The following is a 20,137-nucleotide window of genomic DNA, read 5'->3' on the forward strand; positions in this document are numbered from 1 at the left end:
CATTTGCAACGGACCGAAGATGGACCTCGATTTCACGCCCGAAGAAGAAGCCTTCCGCTCGGAAGTGCAGCGCTTCCTGCAAGCCGAACTGCCCGAGCGCATCGCGCGCAAGGTGAAGGGCGGCCTGCACCTCACGCGCGACGACATGCGCGAATGGCACGCGATCCTGAATGCCCGCGGCTGGCTCGCGAGCCACTGGCCGCGTGAATACGGCGGCCCCGGCTGGAGCGTCGCGCAGAAGTTCCTGTTCGACAACGAATGTGCGCTCGCCGGCGCGCCGCGCATCGTGCCGTTCGGCGTGAACATGCTCGGCCCCGTGCTGATCAAGTACGGCAGCGACGCGCAGAAGCGCCACTGGCTGCCGCGCATTCTCGACGGCACCGACTGGTGGTGCCAGGGCTATTCGGAACCGGGCGCGGGCTCCGATCTCGCGGCGGTGAAGACGAGCGCGGTGCGCGACGGCGATCACTACGTCGTGAACGGCCAGAAGACGTGGACCACGCTCGGCCACTACGCGAACATGATCTTCTGCCTCGTGCGCACCGCGACCGACGTGCGCAAGCAGGAAGGCATCAGCTTCCTGCTGATCGACATGAATACGCCGGGCGTCGACGTGCGCCCGATCATCACGCTCGACGGCGAGCACGAGGTGAACGAGGTGTTCTTCACCGACGTGCGCGTGCCGGCGGAAAACCTCGTCGGCGAAGAGAACCGCGGCTGGACCTACGCGAAATACCTGCTCACGTACGAGCGCACCAACATCGCCGGAATCGGCTTCTCGACCGCCGCCCTCGACCGGCTGCGCGCGGTGGCCGCGAAGGTCACGAAGAACGGCCGGCCTCTCGCGGACGATCCGTTCTTCGCGGCACGCGTCGCGCGCGTCGAGATCGAGCTCGAGAACATGCGCACGACCAGCCTGCGCGTGCTGGCCTCGGTCGCGGGCGGCGGCGTGCCGGGCGCGGAAAGCTCGATGCTGAAAATCCGCGGCACGCAGATTCGCCAGGAGATCACCGCGCTGATGCGGCGCGCGATGGGGCCGTATGCGCAGCCGTTCATCGAAGAGGCGCTCGACGCCGACCACGCCGGCGAACCGGTCGGCCCCGACGAAGCCGCCAGCGCCGCGCAGCAGTATTTCAACAACCGGAAGCTGTCGATCTTCGGCGGCTCGAACGAGATCCAGAAGAACATCATCGCGAAGATGATGCTCGGGCTGTAACGAGGGACGCGACGATGGATTTCCAGCACACAGAAGACCGCCGGATGCTGGCGGACACGTTGAACCGCTTCATCGCCGACCAGTACGCGTTCCCGGTGCGCGACCGCATCGCGCAGTCGGCCGAAGGCTTCGACCGCGCGATGTGGCAGCGCTTCGCCGAACTCGGCACGGTCGGCGCGCTGTTCAGCGAAGCCGACGGCGGCTTCGGCGGCGCGGGCTTCGACATCGCCGTGGTGTTCGAATGCCTCGGGCGCGGGCTCGTCGTCGAGCCGTTCCTCGGCGCGCTGCTGGCCGGCCGCGCGCTGTCGCTCGCGGGCGGCGATGCGCATCGCGACAGGCTCGCCGCGCTGATCGACGGCCGCGCGAGCGCCGCGTTCGCGCACGACGAGCCGGGCTCGCACTACGAACTGACGACCGTGCGCACGCGCGCCGAACGCTCGGGCGACGGCTGGGTGCTGACGGGCGCGAAGGGCGTCGTCGACCAGGCCGCGCAGGCGGCGTTCTTCGTCGTCAGCGCGCGCGTGTCGGGCCGCGACGACGACGCGGCCGGCATCGGCCTGTTCGTCGTGCCGGCCGATGCGCCGGGCGTGTCGCTGCGCGACTACCGGAAGATCGACGGCGGCCGCGCGGCCGAAGTGCGCTTCGAACGCGTCGCGCTGCCGGCCGATGCGGCGCTCGGCACGCACGACGGCGAAGCGGGCGCCGAGCTGCTCGAGCGTGTGCTCGGCTACGGGCTGCTCGCGCTGTCGGCGGAAGCGCTCGGCGCGATGGACGTCGCGAAGGAAGCGACGCTCGAGTATCTGCGCACGCGCAGGCAGTTCGGGTTGCCGATCGGCAGCTTCCAGGCGCTGCAGCACCGCATGGCCGACCTGCTGCTCGAAGTCGAGCAGGCGCGCTCGGCCGTGATCAACGCGGCCGCGCAGCTCGATGCGCCGCGCGCGGTGCGCGAGCGCGCGCTCGCGGCGGCGAAATACAGCATCGGCCGGATCGGCACGCTCGTCGCCGAGGAAAGCATCCAGCTGCACGGCGGAATCGGGATGACGTGGGAATTGCCGCTGTCGCACTACGCGAAGCGGCTCGTGATGATCGATCACCAGCTCGGCGACGAGGATCACCATCTCGCGCGCTACATCGCGCTGTCGAAACGGTAACGGTGCAAACGCGAATGGAGGAGACAAGGATGACGAACGAAGCGCGCGCGTTGCCGCTGGCCGGCGTGAAGGTGCTCGATTTCTCGCGCGTGCTCGCGGGCCCGTGGTGCGCGATGGTGCTCGCCGATTTCGGCGCGGAAGTGATCAAGGTCGAGCATCCGGCGCGCGGCGACGATACGCGCGACTGGGGGCTGCGGATCGGCGACACCGAAACCACCTATTTCAACAGCGTGAACCGCAGCAAGCGGTCGATCTGCGTCGACCTGCAGACGGAAGCCGGCCAGCGCATCGCACGCGAACTGGCCGCCCAGGCCGACGTGGTGCTCCACAACTTCAAGTTCGGCGGCGCGGAGAAGCTCGGGCTCGGCTACGAAGCGCTGGCCGAGCTGAATCCGCGCCTCGTGCACTGCGCGATCTCGGGCTACGACCGATCGGGCGCCGAGGCCGCGCGGCCGGGCTACGACCTCGTCGTACAGGGCGAGGCCGGGCTGATGGCGCTGAACGGCGAGGCCGGCCAGCCGCCGCTGAAGTTCGGCGTCGCGGCGGTCGACCTGTTCACCGGCATGTATTCGGCGCAGGCGATCCTCGCCGCGCTGTACGAACGCCATGCGACGGGGCGCGGTCGCCGCATCGAGATGGCGCTGTTCGACTGCGGGCTGATGATCACCGCGTACTACGGGCTCGACGCGCTGCTGATGGGCGAGGACCCGCCGCGCTACGGCAACGCGCATCCGTCGATCGTGCCGTACGGCGTGTTCGATGCGGCCGACGGCCCGCTCGTGATCACGGTCGGCAACAACACGCAGTTCGCGCGCTTTTGCGACGCGATCGAGCGGCCCGATCTCGCGGCCGACGAACGCTACAAGACCAACCTCGGCCGCTCGGAGAATCGTGCCGACCTGCTGCCCGAGATTCGCCGCGAACTGGCGCGCCGCTCGCGTGCGGCGCTGCTGGCGGCGCTCGCCGATGCGGGCATTCCGTGCGGCGAAGTGCTCGGGCTGCACGAAGCGCTGACGTCCGAACGCGCGACCCGCGCCGGGCTCGTCACGCGGCAGCCGCATCCGGTCGCGGGCGGGGTCGACGTGCTCGCGCCGCCGTACCGCTTCGATGGCGCGCGGCTGCCGGTGCGCGGTGCGCCGCCGGTGCTCGGCGCGGATACGGAGGCGGTGCTCGGCGGCTGGCTCGGGATGTCGGCCGACGAGGTCGCGCGGCTGCGTGCGGATCGCGTCGTGTAACGCATTTCATGGGTTGCCGCCGCGGCGCGGGCGGAGCAGTCGATACGCGCCGACCATCCACAAGACAGCGCTCGCGATACGACGAGACGATATTGGAGACAACATGGAGCTTTCCGTCATCGAAACGGTCACGGCGCGCCGCGACTACCAGCAGCTCGTGCGGGCACGGCGCCGCTTCAGCTTCACGCTGACGGCGCTGATGATCGCCACGTACTACGGCTTCATCCTGCTCGTCGCGCTCGCGCCGCACGTGCTCGCCGCGCCGCTGTACCGCGGCGCGACGACGACGGTCGGGATCGCCGCGGGCGTCGCGATCATCCTCGTCGCGATCGGCCTGACCGCGTGCTACGTGCTGCGCGCGAACCATGCGTTCGACCGCCGCGTCGACGCGATCCTGCAGCGCTCGTAACGGAGGCCGACATGCGATGCATTTCGAGCGCGCTCGTCGCGCTGGCCGTTCTCGTTTCCTCCGCCGCCCATGCGACCGGCGTCGCCGGCCCGATGCCCGACAAGGTCGAGCTGAACCCGGTCGCGATCGGGATGTTCTTCGCGTTCGTGTTCGCGACGCTCGCGCTCACGCGCTGGGCCGCGCGCCGCACGCGCTCGACACGCGACTTCTACACGGCCGGCGGCGGCATCACCGGGCTGCAGAACGGGCTCGCGATCGCGGGCGACTACATGTCGGCCGCGTCGTTCCTCGGGCTGTCCGGCATGGTGTTCATGTTCGGCTTCGACGGGCTGATCTATTCGATCGGTTTCCTGGTGGGCTGGCCGTTCGTGATGTTCCTGATCGCCGAACCGTTGCGCAACCTCGGCAAGTTCACGTTCGTCGACGTCGTCGCGTACCGCTTCGCGCAGCGGCCGATCCGGCTGCTGACGTCCGCGAATTCGCTGACGATCGTGGTGCTGTACCTCGTCGTGCAGATGGTCGGTGCGGGCAAGCTGATCCAGCTTTTGTTCGGGCTGTCATATGGCACGGCCGAACTGATCGTCGGCGTGCTGATGGTCGTCTACGTGTTCTTCGGCGGGATGACCGCAACGACCTGGGTGCAGATGATCAAGGCCGTGCTGCTGTTGTGCGGCGCAACGCTGCTCGTGCTGCTCGCGCTCGGCGAATTCGGCTTCAGCATCGACGAGATGTTCCGCCGCGCGGTGGCCGTGCATCCGGGCGCGCTGTCGATCATGGGGCCCGGCAAGCTGATCCGCGATCCGGCCAATGCGCTGTCGCTCGGCATCGCGCTGATGTTCGGCACGGCCGGCTTCCCGCACATCCTGATGCGCTTCTTCACGGTGCCGAACGCGAAGGAGGCGCGCAAGTCGGTGCTCTACGCGACGGGCTTCATCGGCTATTTCTACCTGCTGACCTTCGTGATCGGCTTCTCGGCGATCGTGCTGCTCGCGCAGCATCCGGAATTCTTCCGGCTCGGCGCGAACGGCACGTTCAACCTGACGCACGACCTGCTCGGCGGCTCGAACATGGTCGCGGTGAAGCTCGCGCAGGCGGTCGGCGGCAACTGGTTCTACGGGTTCATCGCGGCCGTCACGTTCGCGACGATCCTCGCGGTGGTCGCGGGCCTGACGCTCGCCGGCGCGACGACGATCTCGCACGACCTGTATGCGCAGATGTGGGCGCGCGGCAAGCCCGACGAGCGGCTGGAAATGCGCATCTCGCGCGCGGCGACGATCGTGCTGTCGGCCGTCGCGATCGCGCTGTCGATCCTGTTCGAGCACGTGAACGTCGCGTTCATGGTCGGGCTCGTCGCGGCGGTGGCCGCGAGCGCGAATTTCCCGGTGCTCGCGATGTCGATCTTCTGGCGCGGGATGACGACGCGCGGCGCGGTGCTCGGCGGCGGCCTCGGCCTCGTGTCGGCGGTCGCGCTCACGGTGCTGTCGAAGTCGGTGTGGGTCGACGTGCTGCATCACGCCCACGCGCCGGTGTTCCTCGACAACCCGGCGCTCGTGTCGGTGCCGCTCGCGTTCGTCGGGATCGTCGTCGGCTCGCTTGCGGATCGCGGCGAGCGCGCGCGCCGCGAGCGCGACGCGTTCGCGCGGCAGGAGTTCTACGCGCAGACGGGCGTGCTCGCGAGCCGGGCCGTGCAGCACTGATTCGTCGGATCAATGTGCCGATCCGTCCGGATCGCCGGACGGATATTTTCCGGAAATCCGGAATCCCGGATTTCCTTGCCTGCCGCATTATGGGAAATACAATGAAAACAACGGCTTGAGGGGTTCCGGAAACCTGGCATCGACCTTGCAATGTAAAGCGCATGGCCGCCCTCGGCCTGACTATTAAATCAAGGAGACAATCGATGACCAGCGCCTTCCTCCCCTTCCGGATGTTCTGAGGCATCGCTTGTTGCGGCACGGCAGCCGCGCGGGCGATTGGCTCCGGGGGGATTGCCCCCGTTCTCATTCATCCCTGCGCGCGTGACGCCGTTTCCACCGGCTCATCATCTACTTCAGCAGGAATCATCGTGAAGAAGAAACCCTTCTACAAAGTGCTCTATGTGCAGGTGATCTTCGCCATCATCGTCGGCGTGATCCTCGGCCACTACTACCCGGCGCTCGCCACCGACATGAAGCCGCTCGGCGACGGGTTCATCAAGCTGATCAAGATGGTGATCGGCCCGATCATCTTCTGTACGGTCGTCACCGGCATCGCCGGCATGGAGGACATGAAGAAGGTCGGCCGCGTCGGCGGCAAGGCGCTGCTGTACTTCGAGATCGTGTCGACCTTCGCGTTGCTGCTCGGCCTCGCGGCCACGCACCTGCTGCGTCCGGGCGTCGGCTTCAACATCGATCCGGCGACGCTCGACGGCAAGGCCGTCGCGTCGTACGCGGCGAAGGCGCACGGGCAGTCGACGGTCGACTTCCTGATGCACATCATCCCGAACACGATGGTCGACGCGTTCGCCCAGGGTGAAATCCTGCAGATCCTGCTGATCGCGCTGCTGTTCGGCAGCGTGCTCGCGCACCTCGGCGAGCGCGGTCGCGTGGTCACCGATTTCATCGACGGCCTGACGCGCGTGCTGTTCGGCATCGTGCACATCGTCACGAAGCTGGCCCCGATCGGCGCGTTCGGCGCGATGGCGTTCACGATCGGCAAGTACGGCGTCGGCTCGCTGGTGCCGCTGCTCAAGCTGATCGGCACGTTCTATCTGACGTCGGTCGTGTTCGTGCTCGTCGTGCTCGGTACGATCGCGCGCTTCACGGGCTTCTCGATCATCCGCTTCGTGTCGTACATCAAGGAAGAACTGCTGATCGTGCTCGGCACGAGCTCGTCGGAAGCCGCGCTGCCGCAGCTGATGGAGAAGCTCGAGAAAGCCGGCTGCTCGCGTTCGGTCGTCGGCCTCGTCGTGCCGACCGGCTATTCGTTCAACCTCGACGGCACCAACATCTACATGACGATGGCCGTGCTGTTCATCGCGCAGGCGACCAACATCGAGCTGACGTGGATGCAGCAGCTCACGCTGCTGGCCGTCGCGATGCTGACGTCGAAGGGCGCGAGCGGCGTGACCGGTGCGGGCTTCATCACGCTCGCCGCGACGCTGGCCGTCGTGCCGACGATCCCGCTGTCGGGCATGGTGCTGATCCTCGGCATCGACCGCTTCATGAGCGAATGCCGGGCGCTGACCAACATCGTCGGCAACGGCGTGGCAACCGTCGTCGTGTCGGCGTGGGAGAAGGAGCTCGACCGCAACAAGCTGCGCCAGGCGCTGAAGGGCGGCGCCGAAGTCGCGCCGACCGAGACGGCCGGCGTCTGACGCGATGAGCGAGCAGGCGGCGGCGCCGTCCGCCGGCCATGCGGCCCGCGGCGGCCGGGGCATCGATGCGCAGGCCTATGACACAATAGGCGATCCGCATCGCCAGGAAGCCTCGACCGTGACGCGCCGCCTGCTCATCCTCGTCGTGCTTGCCGCCGCGCTCGCCGCGGCGTGCGCGCTCACGTGGACGATCACCTGGCAGCGCGGCGTCGCCGAGCTGCAGCGCAATGCCGCGGTGCGCGTCGATCGCACCACCAACGCGCTCAAGAGCACGCTCGACCGCTACGAGTCGTTGCCTTATCTGCTCGGCAGCCATCCGTACGTGCAGGACCTCCTCGCCGAGCCGAAGCGCGGCGATTACACCGCCCGCGTCAACCGTTATCTCGAAGACCTCAACGAGCACGCGCACGCGACCGTCACCTACGTGATCGGCGCGGACGGCCTGTGCGTCGCCGCCAGCAACTGGCGCGCGCCCGACAGCTTCGTCGGGATCGAATACCGGTTCCGCCCGTATTTCCTCGATGCGATGAACGGCCAGGTCGGCCGCTTCTTCGGGATCGGCACGATCTCGCGCGACCCCGGCTACTACATCTCGCAGCCCGTGTGGCGCGACGGCCGGATCGCGGGCGTCGTCGTCGTGAAGCTCAACCTCGAATGGTTCCAGGGCGCCGACGCGTCCGAGCCGCTCGTCGTCGCGGACGATCACGGCGTCGTATTCCTGTCGTCCGTGCCCGCATGGAAGTACCACACGCTGCGCCCGCTCACGGGGCCCGTCGCCGCGTCGATCTACGAAACGCGCCAGTACGCGCAGCAACCGGTCACGCCGCTGCCGCTGCGCGTCGAGCAGACGCTCGGCGCCGATGCGGAAATCGTGCGCCTCGGCGCCGGCCGGCGCGCGCCGCGCTTCCTCGCCAGCAAGCGCCGGATCGGCGAGCCCGACTGGCTGCTCGTCACGCTCGCGCCGATCGCGCCGATCGATGCCGATGCGCGCAACGCCACGATCGTCACCGGTTTCGGCTTCGTGTCGGTCGCGCTGCTCGCGTTCTACTGGCGGATGCGCCGCGCCCGCGTGCGCGAGATGATCCGCGGCCGCGCGCTGCTGCAACAGGCATACGCGGAGCTGAACCGGCGCGTCGAGGAGCGCACGGCCGACCTGTCGGAGGCGAACGAGCAATTGCAGAAGGAGGTCGGCGACCGGATCCGCGCGGAGCAGGAACTGCGCGCCGCGCACGACGAACTGATCCAGGCGAGCAAGCTCGCGGCGCTCGGCCAGATGGCGGCCGGCATCACGCATGAACTGAACCAGCCGCTCGCGGCGCTGCGCAGCTTCTCGGACAACACGCGCGTGCTGCTCGATCGCGGCGAGCAGGCCGCCGCGCGCGAGAATCTCGAGGCGATCGCCGCGCTCACCGAGCGCATGGGCAAGATCACCAACCAGCTGAAGCTGTTCGTCGGCCGCGCGAAGCCGCGCAACGAGCAGGCACTCGTCGTGCGCGCGCTGCGCAGCGTGCTATCGCTGCTCGACGAGCGCCTGCGCGGCGTCGCGCTCACGCTGACGCTGCAGGACGCGACCGTCTCGCCCGCGCGCGACGTGCCGCTCGATCTGGCGCACGACTATCCCGAACTCGTCGCGCGCTGCGAGGATCTGCGCCTCGAACAGGTGCTGATCAACCTGCTCGGCAACGCGCTCGACGCGGTGGCCGGCGTCGCGGCGCCGGCCATCGAGGTGACGATCGCGGTGTCGGCCGCGACGCTCGCGGTCGAGGTGCGCGACAACGGCTCCGGCATTGCGCCCGATTTGCTGCCGCGCCTGTTCGAGCCGTTCTTCACGACCAAGGAAATGGGGCGCGGGCTCGGGCTCGGCCTCGCGATCTCGTCGTCGATCGCGAGCGACGCGGGCGGCGCGCTGACCGCACGCAACGCACCGTCGGGCGGCGCGCTGTTCGTCTTGACGCTGCGGCGCGCGCGCACGCATCATCCGGACTCCGTGTCCGAGCCGGCGGGCTCGCATTAGCATGAGCAGGCCCGGTCGGCGAACGACCGGCATCAACGAGAGCCGCGCGTGCCGCGCGGCTCGTCAGGAGCAAGTGAGTACGATGGCCAACCGGCTGCAAGTGATCTATATCGAAGACGATGCGCTCGTGCGCCGGGCGAGCGTGCAGAGCCTTCAACTGGCGGGCTTCGACGTCGTCGGCTTCGAGTCGGCCGAAGCGGCCGAGAAGGCGATCGTCGCGGATACCGCCGGCGCGATCGTCAGCGACATCCGGCTGCCCGGCGCGAGCGGGCTCGACGTGCTCGCGCAGTGCCGCGAGCGCGTGCCCGACGTGCCGGTGATTCTCGTCACCGGGCACGGCGACATCTCGATGGCCGTGCAGGCGATGCGCGACGGCGCGTACGACTTCATCGAAAAGCCGTTCGCGGCGGAGCGCCTGATCGAGACGGTGCGCCGCGCGCTCGAGCGCCGCGAGCTCGTGCTCGAGAACCATGCGCTGCGGCGCGAACTGGCCGGACAGAACGTCGTCGCGCCGCGCATCATCGGCCGCAGCCCCGCGATCGAGCAGGTGCGCAAGCTGATCGCGAACATCGCGCCGACCGACGCGTCGGTACTGATCAACGGCGACACGGGCGCCGGCAAGGAGCTGATCGCACGCAGCCTGCACGAGCTGTCGCCGCGCCGCGACAAGCCGTTCATCGCCGTGAACTGCGGCGCGCTGCCCGAGCCGATGTTCGAGTCCGAGATGTTCGGCTACGAGCCCGGCGCGTTCACCGGCGCCGCGAAACGGCGCGTCGGCAAGCTCGAATATGCGTCCGGCGGCACGCTGTTCCTCGACGAAATCGAAAGCATGCCGCTCGCGTTGCAGGTGAAGCTGCTGCGCGTGCTGCAGGACGGCGTGCTGGAGCGGCTCGGCTCGAACCAGCCGATCCGCGTGAACTGCCGCGTGGTCGCGGCCGCGAAGGGCGACATGAGCGAGCTCGTCGCGGCAGGCACGTTCCGGCGCGACCTGCTGTACCGGCTCAACGTCGTGACGATCGCGCTGCCGCCGCTCGCCGAGCGCCGCGAGGACATCGTGCCCCTGTTCGAGCACTTCATGCTCGATGCGGCCGTGCGCTACGGGCGGCCCGCGCCGGTGCTGACCGACCGACAGCGCGCGAGCCTGATGCAGCGCGACTGGCCGGGCAACGTGCGCGAGCTGCGCAACGCGGCCGACCGCTTCGTGCTCGGCGTGGCCGACATGCCGCCGGAAACGGGTGCGGGCGACGGCGCCGACAACGACCAGACGCTGAAGGAGCGCATCGAGCAATTCGAGCGCGCGGTGATCGCCGAGGCGCTGAACCAGACGGGCGGCGCGGTCGCGGCAACGGCCGACCGGCTGCATGTCGGCAAGGCGACGCTGTACGAGAAGATGAAGCGCTACGGGTTGTCGGCGAAAGGCGAAACCGAGCGCTGAAAAGCAAACGGACCGCGGAACCGGGTTGCCCGGTCATGCGGTCCGTTTCTTGTTGGAAGGGCGCGGTGCGCGTGCCTTCCAGCCGGATCCGGCGGCGCTCAGGCCGCGTTGCCGTCGAGCGCCTTCTTGAGCAGCGCGTCGAGTTCCGCGAATTGCGGTGCGCCGACGTAGCGCTTCAGGATCTTGCCGTCCTTGTCGACGACGAAGGTCGTCGGCGTGAGTTGCACGTTGCCGAACTGTTTCGCGACGCTGCCATCGTCGAGCGCGACCTTGAACGGCAACTGGCGCGTCTGCGCGTAGTTCGCGACGTACATCGGCGGATCGTAGTTCATCGCGACCGCGACGAATTCCAGCCCCTGGCCCTTGAAGCGATTGTAGGTGTCGACCATCTGCGGCATTTCCTGCATGCAGGTCGCGCAGCTCGTCGCCCAGAAGTTCACGAGATAGACCTTGCCCTTCAGGTCGCCGGCGGTCGAGACCTTCTGGCCCGACAGCAGCGTGAACGTCGCGTCCGGCACGCTGGACTTGCCGTTGAATGCGAAGAAGCCGGCGACGGCGATCGCCGCGACGACGGCGGCCGCGACGAGGTAGCGCACGGGGCCGGTACTGCGGCGGGCGGAAGGCGTGGTGTTCATCTGGTGCTCTCGGAGTCGATGACGCTGATCGATGCAAAGGACGTCGAAATTCGGCGCCCATTTTAGCGCGAATGCGGCGCGCGCACCGGCGGCCGCCGCGTATGCCGGTTTTCCGGTTCGACGGATAATGATCGTTTTGCCTGCCCCAATTCACGCCATGCCGAAGGAAGTCACCGATTCGTTGCGCCCCCTTTTTCGCCCGCTGCGACACTTCGCCGCGCTGGCCTGCCTGAGCGCCGCGCTGGCCGCGTGCTCGCCGTCGTACGACTGGCGCACGCTGCACAACGACGCCGGCTACACGATCGACCTGCCGGCGAAGCCGACCGTCGAGGAGCAGCCGGTGGCGCTCGGCGGTACGTCGATGCCGATGCGAATGCAGGCCGCGCACGTCGACGGTGCAGTGTTTGCGGTCGGCACGCTGACGTTGCCCGACGATCGCGACGACACGCGCCGCGCGGCGCTCGACTTCCTGCGGACGGGGCTGTCGCGCAACCTCGAAGGTGCGCCGCAGACGGCGGCGGTGCCCGTGCCGCTCGCGGCCGGCGGCGCGGTGAACGGGCTCGAGTTGCGCATCGCGGGTGCCGCGGCCGGCGGCGATCGCGCGCGCAAGACGATCGTCGCGCGGCTCGTGGCACGCGGCCGGCACGCTTACCAGGCAGTCGTGATCGCCGACGGGCCGCTCGCGCAGGAGCAGCTCGACCAGTTTTTCGGCTCCTTCAAACTCGATTGACGACGGCCGGCGAGGGCGCTCAGACACCCCGTGACAACTGAAAGTTCATTCGCAGCTTTCGACGCTAATCGCCGGATTTTGCGAGGGTTTTTCGGCTATCCACAGCGCATGTGGATAACTTTGTTGAAAAGTTGCCGATATTTCCCGCAGAGCCACGCGGGACGGCCTTCCGGCCCGTTTGGTCGTCCGTTCGCATTCTGATAAAAATCAATAAAAACAACGGGATACGAATTCTGCCCGGCAAAGGCCGCGACGAGCCGTGATCCGGGGCCGGATTCGCGAAATTGTGTATAAGTCAAGTCTTGACAGCCTGATTTTGTCCTCCAACGCCGCTCACAGCGTCGTCAGCGCGCGCCGGTAGCGGATCGCCTCGGCGATCTGCGCGGCCGTCGGCAGCGGGTCGCCGGCCAGGTCGGCGATCGTCCGCGCGACTTTCAGCACGCGGAAATACGCACGCGCCGACCAGCCGAAGCGCTCGCCGGCTTCGCGCAGCAGCCGCTCGCCTTCGTCGGTCGGCCGGCACAGCTCGTCGGTTTCGCGGCCGCTCAGCATGTGATTCGTCTTGCCCTGCCGATCGAGCTGCAGTGCACGCGCCCGCGCGACCCGGGCGGCCACCGCGGCGCTCGGCTCGCCGGGCGCCGTCGCGCGGGTTGCGAGTTCGGCCGGCGACAGCGCGGGCAGGTCGATCTGGATGTCGATGCGGTCGAGCAGCGGCCCCGACAGCTTGCGCAGATAGCGGGCGGCCACGTCCGGCGAGCAGCGGCAGCGCCCGGACGGATCGCCGTGCCAGCCGCACGGGCACGGGTTCATCGCGGCGATCAACTGACACGCGGCGGGGAAGTCGGCCTGCTGGGCCGCGCGCGAGATCGTGATGCGGCCGGCTTCGAGCGGCTCGCGTAGCATTTCCAGCGCGTGCCGGTCGAATTCCGGCAGTTCGTCGAGAAACAGCACGCCGAGGTGCGCGAGCGTGATTTCGCCCGGCTGCGGCGGGTTGCGGCCGCCGACCAGCGCGGCGGCGCTCGACGAGTGATGCGGTGCGCGGAACGGCCGGCGGCGCCATTGCGCGGGCGAGAAGCCGAGCCGGCTCGCGGAAAGGAGCGCGGCCGAGGTCAGCGCCTCGTCGTCGGTCAGCGGCGGCAGCAGGCCGGCCAGCCGTGCCGCCAGCATCGACTTGCCGGCCCCGGGCGGCCCGACCATCAGCATGTGATGGCCGCCCGCGGCGGCGACTTCCAGTGCGCGACGCGCGCCGCGCTGGCCTATGACGTCCGCGAGATCGGGCCCGGCGGGTGCCGGCAGGCCGTCGAGACAGGGCGCCGCGACCGGCGCGAGCCGCCCGTCCGGTGCATCGGCGAGATGCGCGCACAGCGCCGGTAGATCGCGCGCACCGAATACGGTCACGCCCGGCACGAGCGCGGCCTCGGCGGCGCTGTCGAGCGGCAGGTACAACTCGGGCGGACGCGCTGTCGCGGTCGAATCGCGCGGGACGCCGGAATCCGGGCCCAGGCCGGGGCCGCCGGCGAGCCCCGCGCCGGAATCCTCCGCCCGCCTGTCCCGCGCGGCGCCGCACGCCATCGCGAACGCGCCGCGCATCGGCCGCAGCGCGCCCGTCAGCGACAGCTCGCCCGCGAATTCGCGGCCGGCCAGCGCGTCGGCCGGGATCTGGCCGTTCGCGGCGAGGATGCCGAGCGCGATCGGCAGATCGAAGCGGCCCGATTCCTTCGGCAGGTCGGCCGGCGCGAGATTGACGGTGATGCGGCGCACCGGGAATTCGAATCCGCAGTTCTGCAGCGCGGCGCGTACGCGCTCGCGGCTTTCGCGGACTTCGAGATCGGGCAGCCCGACGATCGAGAACGACGGCAACCCGTTGGCGAGATGGACTTCGACGGTGACGTCCGGCGCGCGGCCGGAGGCGGGCGCGCGACTGCGCACCACGGCGAGCGACATGGCGAGGCTCCTGTAAACAGGCGGACGACGGCCGTTCGGGGCCGCATGCCGCGGGAATCGGAGGAATCGGATGCGCGCTTGCCGGCGTGGCGCGGGAAAAGAACGGGGTGTTGCGAACGACGAACTGCGAAGAGCGACGAACTGCGAAGAGCGGAGGGTGCTGCGAGGAACGACGGACGACGAAGCGTGGCGAAAGGCGAAACGGCTTCGGGGTGGCGGGCGCGGGCCGCACGAGGCGGCCCGCGCCCGGACCTTGCGGCCGGGTGGGGCGTCAGGCCTGCGGGGCGGCGAGCTTCTGCTCGAGTTCCGCGACGCGCTTTTCGAGTTCCTCGAGGCGCACGCGGGTGCGGGCGAGCACCTGTGCCTGGGTATCGAATTCCTCGCGCGTGACGAGATCGAGCTTCGAGAAGCCTTGCGACAGCATGGCCTTCACGTTGCGCTCGACGTCCTTGGCCGGCGAGTTTTTCAGCAAATCGCTGACACGCGACTGCAGATCGTTGAAAACGTCGCTGGGTTGCTTCATGTAATTCCCCTTCCTTGCACAAAAAATGTGCATCTTCAGTTGCGTACGTGCCCATGATGCACGCATGACCGGAAATGGTGCGCCGGAGGCGCGAATTCCGGGCATGGCGCCCGCATGGGTGAATGCCCCGGCGATTCGGGACGTGCGTGCACTCTAGCAACGATCCTTTCGCCGCGCCAGCAAACCGGGCCATGTTGGCCATTCGGCCGGGCTTCCGCGCCTTACATCACGGGATGCGACCCCGCCATGAAGCCCTTCGAGACGGTGCTCGGATCAACATGGCATGCGAGTTGCTGAGAAGAGTCCGTTACAACATTCCAACCAATTCGACGGGACAACCCAGCGAGAGGACTTCATGAAACTCATTACCGCAATCATCAAGCCGTTCAAGCTCGATGAGACGCGCGAGGCGCTGTCGGCGCTCGGCGTCTCGGGCATCACGGTGACGGAGGTGAAAGGGTTCGGGCGCCAGAAAGGGCATACCGAGCTGTACCGCGGCGCCGAATACGTGGTCGATTTCCTGCCGAAGATGAAGATCGAGGCGGCCGTCTCCGACGATCTCGTCGACCAGGCGGTGGAGGCGATCGAGCGGGCCGCGCGCACGGGCAAGATCGGCGACGGCAAGATCTTCGTCACGCCGATCGAACAAGTGATCCGGATTCGCACCGGGGAGACAGGCGCGGACGCGCTCTAACAGAACAGACAAGACAAGCGACAAGAGGAAACCCAAGATGCGCAAACTTTTGATGTCCCTGCTGATGACCGGCTCGCTGATCGCGACCGGCGTCGGCTCCGCGCTCGCCGACGACGCGGCGTCCGCCGCGGCTGCTTCCGCGCCCGCCGCCACTGCTTCCGACGCATCGGCCGCTGCCGCACCGGCCGCTTCGGCGCCGGCCGCCGACGCATCCGCCGCTGCCGCCGCCGCTCCGGCTTCGGGCACGACCGACGCATCGGCCGCCGCAGCGGCATCGGCCGCCGCCGCTTCCGCACCGGCCGCGCCGGCCGCACCCACCGCGCCGTTCTCGGTCGATTCGTCGAAGATCAGCGCGGGCGACACCGCATGGATGCTGACGTCCACCGCGCTCGTGCTGTTCATGACGGTCCCCGGCCTCGCGCTGTTCTACGCGGGCATGGTCCGCAAGAAGAACGTGCTCGCGACCGTGATGCAAAGCTTCGCGATCACCGCGCTGATCACGGTGCTCTGGACGGTGGTCGGCTACAGCCTCGCGTTCACGCCGGGCAACGGCTTCATCGGCGGCCTGTCGCGCGTGTTCCTGCACGGTATGTCCTACGTGAAGGGCGACAAGGCGACGACGCTGACGGTCAGCCATCTCGCGACGACCATTCCCGAGTCGGTCTACTTCGTCTACCAGATGACGTTCGCGATCATCACGCCGGCCCTGATCTGCGGCGCGTTCGCCGATCGCATGAAGTTCTCGGCGATGCTCGTGTTCATGGCGCTCTGGTCGCTGATCGTCTATGTGCCGATCGCGCACATGGTGTGGGAGCCGAGCGGCTGGCTGTCGGCGGACGGCGTGCTCGACTTCGCGGGCGGCACCGTCGTGCACATCAACGCCGGTATCGCGGGCCTCGTGTCGTGCCTGGTGCTCGGCAAGCGCGTCGGCTACGGGCGCGAATCGATGGCGCCGCACAACCTCGTGCTGACGATGATCGGCGCCTCGATGCTGTGGGTCGGCTGGTTCGGCTTCAACGCGGGTTCCGCGGTCGCCGCCGACGGCCGTGCCGGCTTCGCGATGCTGACGACGCAGGTCGCGACGGCCTGCGCGGCGCTCGGCTGGATGTTTGCCGAATGGATCGCGAAGGGCAAGCCGTCGGTGCTCGGCATCGTGTCGGGCGCGGTCGCGGGTCTGGTGGCGATCACGCCGGCGGCCGGCTTCGTCGGCGTGGCGGGCGCGCTCGTGATTGGTATCGCGGCGGGCGTCGTGTGCTTCTGGTCGGCGACGTGGCTCAAGTCGAAGCTCGGCTACGACGATTCGCTCGACGCGTTCGGCGTGCACGGCGTGGGCGGGATTCTCGGCGCACTGCTGACCGGCGTATTCGCGGTCAAGGACATCGGCGGCATGGACGGCAGCCTGCTGCTGCAGGCCAAGGGCGTGCTGATCACGCTCGTGTACAGCGGCGTGCTGAGCTTCGTGCTGCTGAAGCTGATCGATCTGACGATCGGCCTGCGCGTGTCCGAAGAGGAAGAGCGCGAAGGCCTCGACGTGGTGCTGCACGGCGAGCACGTGGAATAAGTCACACGAATCGACGGCGCGCCGCCGCGACGGCGGCGCCCGCTCCGAATGAGCGCAGCGACTTCGGCCCGCCTACCCGGCGGGCTTTTTTTCTCCCGTCACCCGCTGCCGTAGCGGATAACCCTGCGCGCTATCGGGTCAATAGCCGAAAACTTCCTCCAAACCCTTGCGAAGCCGGGAACAATCCCCAAATGGGCAGGGCAATTGCTCTACAATCTTCATTCTCCCGCTCGCGAGTGATTCATGGTTCCCCACCTCGTTACCGCGTTGAACGGTCCGCTGCTCGAGCTCGAGCAGAAGATCCTCGACGCGACGCCTGCGATCGAACGCTGGTTCAGGCTCGAATGGCAGGAACACACCCCGCCGTTCTATTGTTCGGTGGACCTGCGCAATGCCGGCTTCAAGCTGGCGCCCGTCGACGCGAACCTGTTTCCCGGCGCGTTCAACAATCTGCCGTCCGAAGTGCTGCCGCTCGCCGTGCAGGCCGCGATGGCCGCGATCGAGAAGATCTGCCCGGACGCGAAGAATCTGCTCGTGATTCCCGAGCTGCCGACCCGCAACGCGTTCTACCTGGAAAACGTCGCGCGCCTCGCGACGATCATGCGTCAGGCCGGCCTGAACGTGCGTTTCGGCTCGCTCGACCCGAGCATCACCGACATGACGCCGATCACGCTGGCCGACGGCCAGAAGATCGTGCTCGAACCGCTCGAGCGTTCGCAGCGCCGCCTCGGCCTGAAGAATTTCGATCCGTGCTCGATCCTGCTGAACAACGACCTGTCGGCCGGCATCCCGGCCGTGCTGGAAAACCTGCACGAGCAGTATCTGCTGCCGCCGCTGCACGCGGGCTGGGCCGTGCGCCGCAAGTCGACGCACTTCGCGTGCTACGACGACGTCGCGAAGAAGTTCGCGAAGATGGTCGGCGTCGATCCGTGGATGGTGAATCCGTATTTCGCGCATGTGGAAGGCGTCGACTGGCAGGCGCATGAAGGCGAGCAGGCGCTCGCCGACGCGATCGACGGCGTGCTGAAGAAGATCGCGCGCAAGTATCGCGAATACGGGATCAGCGAGAAACCGTACGTCGTCGTGAAGGCCGACGCGGGCACCGCGGGCCGCGGCGTGATGACCGTGCACGACGCGGCCGAGATCGGCCGCATGACGAAGGCCGAGCGCGCACAGATGGCCGAATCGAAAGCCGGCCTCGCGGTGCACGACGTGATCGTGCAGGAAGGCGTCTACACGTTCGAGCGCGTCGGAGACGAAGTGGCCGAGCCGGTCGTGTACATGATCGACCGCTACGTGGTCGGCGGCTTCTACCGCACGCACGGCGGCCGCGAGCGCGACCAGAACCTGAACGCGCCCGGCATGCACTACGTGCCGCTCGGCTTCGAGCACACCGCGCTGCCGGATGCCGGCGCGAAGCCGGGGGCCGCGCCGCCGAACCGTTTCTACATGTACGGCGTCGTCGCGCGGTTGTCGCTGATCGCGTCGTCGATCGAACTGGAAAAGACCGACCCCGAAGCCATCCAGGTGTAACGGACCTTCGCTACGTACAGGACCCGCATGGACATTCTTTTTATCGCCGACCCGCTCGAGCATTTCAAGATCTACAAGGATTCGACCTACGCGATGATGGCGGAGGCCGCTCGGCGCGGGCATGCGGTGTACGCGTGCGAACCGCGCCACCTCGCGTGGACGGGCTCGGCCGTCGAGGCCGACGTGCGGCGCATCACGTTCGTCGGCGAACTGGACGATCTGCATCGCGACACCTGGTTCGACGCGGGCGCGGTTGATGCGCGCCGTCTCGAATCGTTCGGCGCGGTGCTGATGCGCAAGGATCCGCCGTTCGACATGGAGTACGTGACGTCGACGTGGCTGCTCGAGCTGGCCGAGCGCGCGGGCGCCCGCGTGTTCAACCGGGCGCAGTCGATCCGCGATCATTCGGAGAAGCTCGCGATCGGCGAGTTTCCGCAGTTCGTCGCACCGACGCTCGTCACGCGCGACGCGAAGCGGCTGCGCGCGTTCCACGCCGAGCATGGCGACGTGATCCTGAAACCGCTCGACGGAATGGGCGGCATGGGCGTGTTCCGCGTGAAGCCGGACGGCATGAACCTCGGTTCGATCGTCGAGATGCTGAGCCACGACGGCACGCGCTCGGTGATGGCGCAGAAGTTCATCCCCGAGATCAAGGCCGGCGACAAGCGCATCCTGCTGATCGGCGGCGAGCCGGTGCCGTATTCGCTCGCGCGGATTCCGCAGGGCAGCGAGGTGCGCGGCAATCTCGCCGCGGGCGGGCTCGGCGTCGCGCAGCCGTTGACGGCCCACGATCGCGAGATCGCCGCGACGCTCGGGCCCGTGCTTGCGTCGCGCGGGCTGCTGCTGGTCGGCCTCGACGCGATCGGCGACTGGCTGACCGAGGTGAACGTCACGAGCCCGACGTGCTTTCGCGAGATCATGGAGCAGACGGGCTTCGACGTCGCCGCGATGTTCATTGACGCGCTGGAGCGCGCGGCCGCGTAGGCCGCCTCCCGCGCAACCCCGGCGGCGGCCGCGCAGGTCCCCCGTCGCCGGAGCAGCTTGACCGGCCTGCTACAATGCCCGCTTGCCCGGTGCCGTGATCGGCGCACCGAAGGCCCGGCGGTCGGGCCGACACTGTTGCAAGGCTGAACATGAAACGTTCCCCATACTCGCTACGCTCATTGCCCCGCCGCGGGGTATCGGCCCGCCACGGGCGGCCGGGAGCGATCTGACATGGCCGGGATTCTGATCATCGCGCACGCTCCGCTCGCCACCGCGCTGCGGGACTGCATCGCGCACATCTACGGCGGCGTGCCCGCCCGCATCGGCTGCATCGACGTGACCGCGGACAGCGATCCGACCCAGGTGATGGCGTTTGCGCACGCGGAACTCGCACGGCTGCGGGAAGACAACGGCGTGGTCGTGCTGACCGACATGTACGGCGCGACGCCCGCGAACATCGCGGGCCAGCTCGCGAAGCTCGACAACGTGCGCGTGCTGGCGGGCGTGAACCTGCCGATGCTCGTGCGGGCCGTCTGCTACCGCACCGTGCCGCTCGACAAGCTGGTCGACAAGGCGCTGTCCGGCGGCGCGAAGGGCGTCCACGAGGTGTCGTCCGGCACGCCGCCGCCGCCGACGGAAACCGGCTGCGGCCAGTGCGCGCCGATTCCGCCCGAACCGCAGCCGCGCACCGAATCGCACTGAGCGTCCGTTTTCCGTT

General features: G+C 68.3%; 17 protein-coding genes. 14 read left to right on the forward strand and 3 right to left on the reverse strand.

Annotated elements, in window-relative coordinates; translation table 11 throughout:
- Nucleotides 1–19: 19 nt before the first annotated feature.
- The 8 genes from HWX09_RS19685 to HWX09_RS19720 all read left to right on the forward strand — a co-directional run bounded on the left by HWX09_RS19685 (nucleotide 20) and on the right by HWX09_RS19720 (nucleotide 10,815).
- Complete coding sequence (locus HWX09_RS19685) at nucleotides 20–1,216, forward strand: acyl-CoA dehydrogenase family protein (RefSeq protein WP_027785535.1); 1,197 nt, start codon at nucleotides 20–22, stop codon at nucleotides 1,214–1,216.
- Between the two features lie 14 nt (nucleotides 1,217–1,230).
- Nucleotides 1,231–2,367: an acyl-CoA dehydrogenase family protein gene (locus tag HWX09_RS19690; RefSeq protein ID WP_027785534.1), complete on the forward strand. Its 1,137-nt coding sequence runs from the start codon at nucleotides 1,231–1,233 to the stop codon at nucleotides 2,365–2,367.
- A gap of 29 nt (nucleotides 2,368–2,396) precedes the next feature.
- Nucleotides 2,397–3,602: a CaiB/BaiF CoA-transferase family protein gene (locus tag HWX09_RS19695; RefSeq protein ID WP_027785533.1), complete on the forward strand. Its 1,206-nt coding sequence runs from the start codon at nucleotides 2,397–2,399 to the stop codon at nucleotides 3,600–3,602.
- 103 nt (nucleotides 3,603–3,705) lie between these two features.
- Complete coding sequence (locus tag HWX09_RS19700; RefSeq protein WP_027785532.1) at nucleotides 3,706–4,011, forward strand: DUF485 domain-containing protein; 306 nt, start codon at nucleotides 3,706–3,708, stop codon at nucleotides 4,009–4,011.
- An 11-nt stretch (nucleotides 4,012–4,022) separates the two neighbouring features.
- A complete protein-coding gene (locus tag HWX09_RS19705; protein ID WP_027785531.1) occupies nucleotides 4,023–5,708 on the forward strand; it encodes a cation acetate symporter in 1,686 nt (561 codons plus the stop codon).
- A 368-nt stretch (nucleotides 5,709–6,076) separates the two neighbouring features.
- A complete protein-coding gene (locus HWX09_RS19710; protein WP_027785530.1) occupies nucleotides 6,077–7,366 on the forward strand; it encodes a dicarboxylate/amino acid:cation symporter in 1,290 nt (429 codons plus the stop codon).
- 4 nt (nucleotides 7,367–7,370) lie between these two features.
- Nucleotides 7,371–9,380 carry an ATP-binding protein gene (locus tag HWX09_RS19715; protein ID WP_027785529.1) on the forward strand — a complete coding sequence of 670 codons (2,010 nt, stop codon included), beginning with the start codon at nucleotides 7,371–7,373 and terminating at the stop codon, nucleotides 9,378–9,380.
- Between the two features lie 82 nt (nucleotides 9,381–9,462).
- Complete coding sequence (locus HWX09_RS19720) at nucleotides 9,463–10,815, forward strand: sigma-54 dependent transcriptional regulator (RefSeq protein ID WP_027785528.1); 1,353 nt, start codon at nucleotides 9,463–9,465, stop codon at nucleotides 10,813–10,815.
- A 98-nt stretch (nucleotides 10,816–10,913) separates the two neighbouring features.
- Here the strand turns inward: HWX09_RS19720 and HWX09_RS19725 are convergent, their stop codons facing one another.
- Nucleotides 10,914–11,450 carry a TlpA disulfide reductase family protein gene (locus HWX09_RS19725; protein ID WP_027785527.1) on the reverse strand — a complete coding sequence of 179 codons (537 nt, stop codon included), beginning with the start codon at nucleotides 11,448–11,450 and terminating at the stop codon, nucleotides 10,914–10,916.
- A gap of 157 nt (nucleotides 11,451–11,607) precedes the next feature.
- Between HWX09_RS19725 and HWX09_RS19730 the strand changes: the two genes are divergently transcribed.
- Nucleotides 11,608–12,180, forward strand: coding sequence for a hypothetical protein (locus HWX09_RS19730; protein ID WP_027785526.1), 573 nt, complete (start codon nucleotides 11,608–11,610; stop codon nucleotides 12,178–12,180).
- Nucleotides 12,181–12,513: 333 nt separating this feature from the next.
- Here the strand turns inward: HWX09_RS19730 and HWX09_RS19735 are convergent, their stop codons facing one another.
- The gene (locus HWX09_RS19735) at nucleotides 12,514–14,124 is read right to left on the reverse strand and encodes a YifB family Mg chelatase-like AAA ATPase (RefSeq protein ID WP_027785525.1); all 1,611 of its coding nucleotides are present in this window, start codon (nucleotides 14,122–14,124) and stop codon (nucleotides 12,514–12,516) included.
- 271 nt (nucleotides 14,125–14,395) lie between these two features.
- A complete protein-coding gene (locus tag HWX09_RS19740; RefSeq protein WP_006489451.1) occupies nucleotides 14,396–14,647 on the reverse strand; it encodes an accessory factor UbiK family protein in 252 nt (83 codons plus the stop codon).
- Nucleotides 14,648–15,002: 355 nt separating this feature from the next.
- Here HWX09_RS19740 and HWX09_RS19745 point away from each other — a divergent pair, with 355 nt between their 5' ends.
- From HWX09_RS19745 to HWX09_RS19765, 5 genes are all read left to right on the forward strand, one after another.
- Nucleotides 15,003–15,341 carry a P-II family nitrogen regulator gene (locus tag HWX09_RS19745; protein ID WP_006398175.1) on the forward strand — a complete coding sequence of 113 codons (339 nt, stop codon included), beginning with the start codon at nucleotides 15,003–15,005 and terminating at the stop codon, nucleotides 15,339–15,341.
- Nucleotides 15,342–15,378: 37 nt separating this feature from the next.
- Entirely contained in the window at nucleotides 15,379–16,902 is a 1,524-nt protein-coding gene (locus HWX09_RS19750; RefSeq protein WP_027785524.1) for an ammonium transporter, read from the forward strand.
- A 243-nt stretch (nucleotides 16,903–17,145) separates the two neighbouring features.
- Nucleotides 17,146–18,435, forward strand: coding sequence for a glutamate--cysteine ligase (gene gshA, locus HWX09_RS19755; protein WP_027785523.1), 1,290 nt, complete (start codon nucleotides 17,146–17,148; stop codon nucleotides 18,433–18,435).
- A gap of 27 nt (nucleotides 18,436–18,462) precedes the next feature.
- Nucleotides 18,463–19,419 carry a glutathione synthase gene (gshB, locus tag HWX09_RS19760; RefSeq protein ID WP_027785522.1) on the forward strand — a complete coding sequence of 319 codons (957 nt, stop codon included), beginning with the start codon at nucleotides 18,463–18,465 and terminating at the stop codon, nucleotides 19,417–19,419.
- Between the two features lie 231 nt (nucleotides 19,420–19,650).
- Entirely contained in the window at nucleotides 19,651–20,121 is a 471-nt protein-coding gene (locus HWX09_RS19765; protein ID WP_027785521.1) for a PTS fructose transporter subunit IIA, read from the forward strand.
- The last annotated feature ends 16 nt before the right edge of the window (nucleotides 20,122–20,137 follow it).

The organism is Burkholderia sp. BCC1208, assembly GCF_902833095.1.
Lineage (GTDB): Bacteria > Pseudomonadota > Gammaproteobacteria > Burkholderiales > Burkholderiaceae > Burkholderia.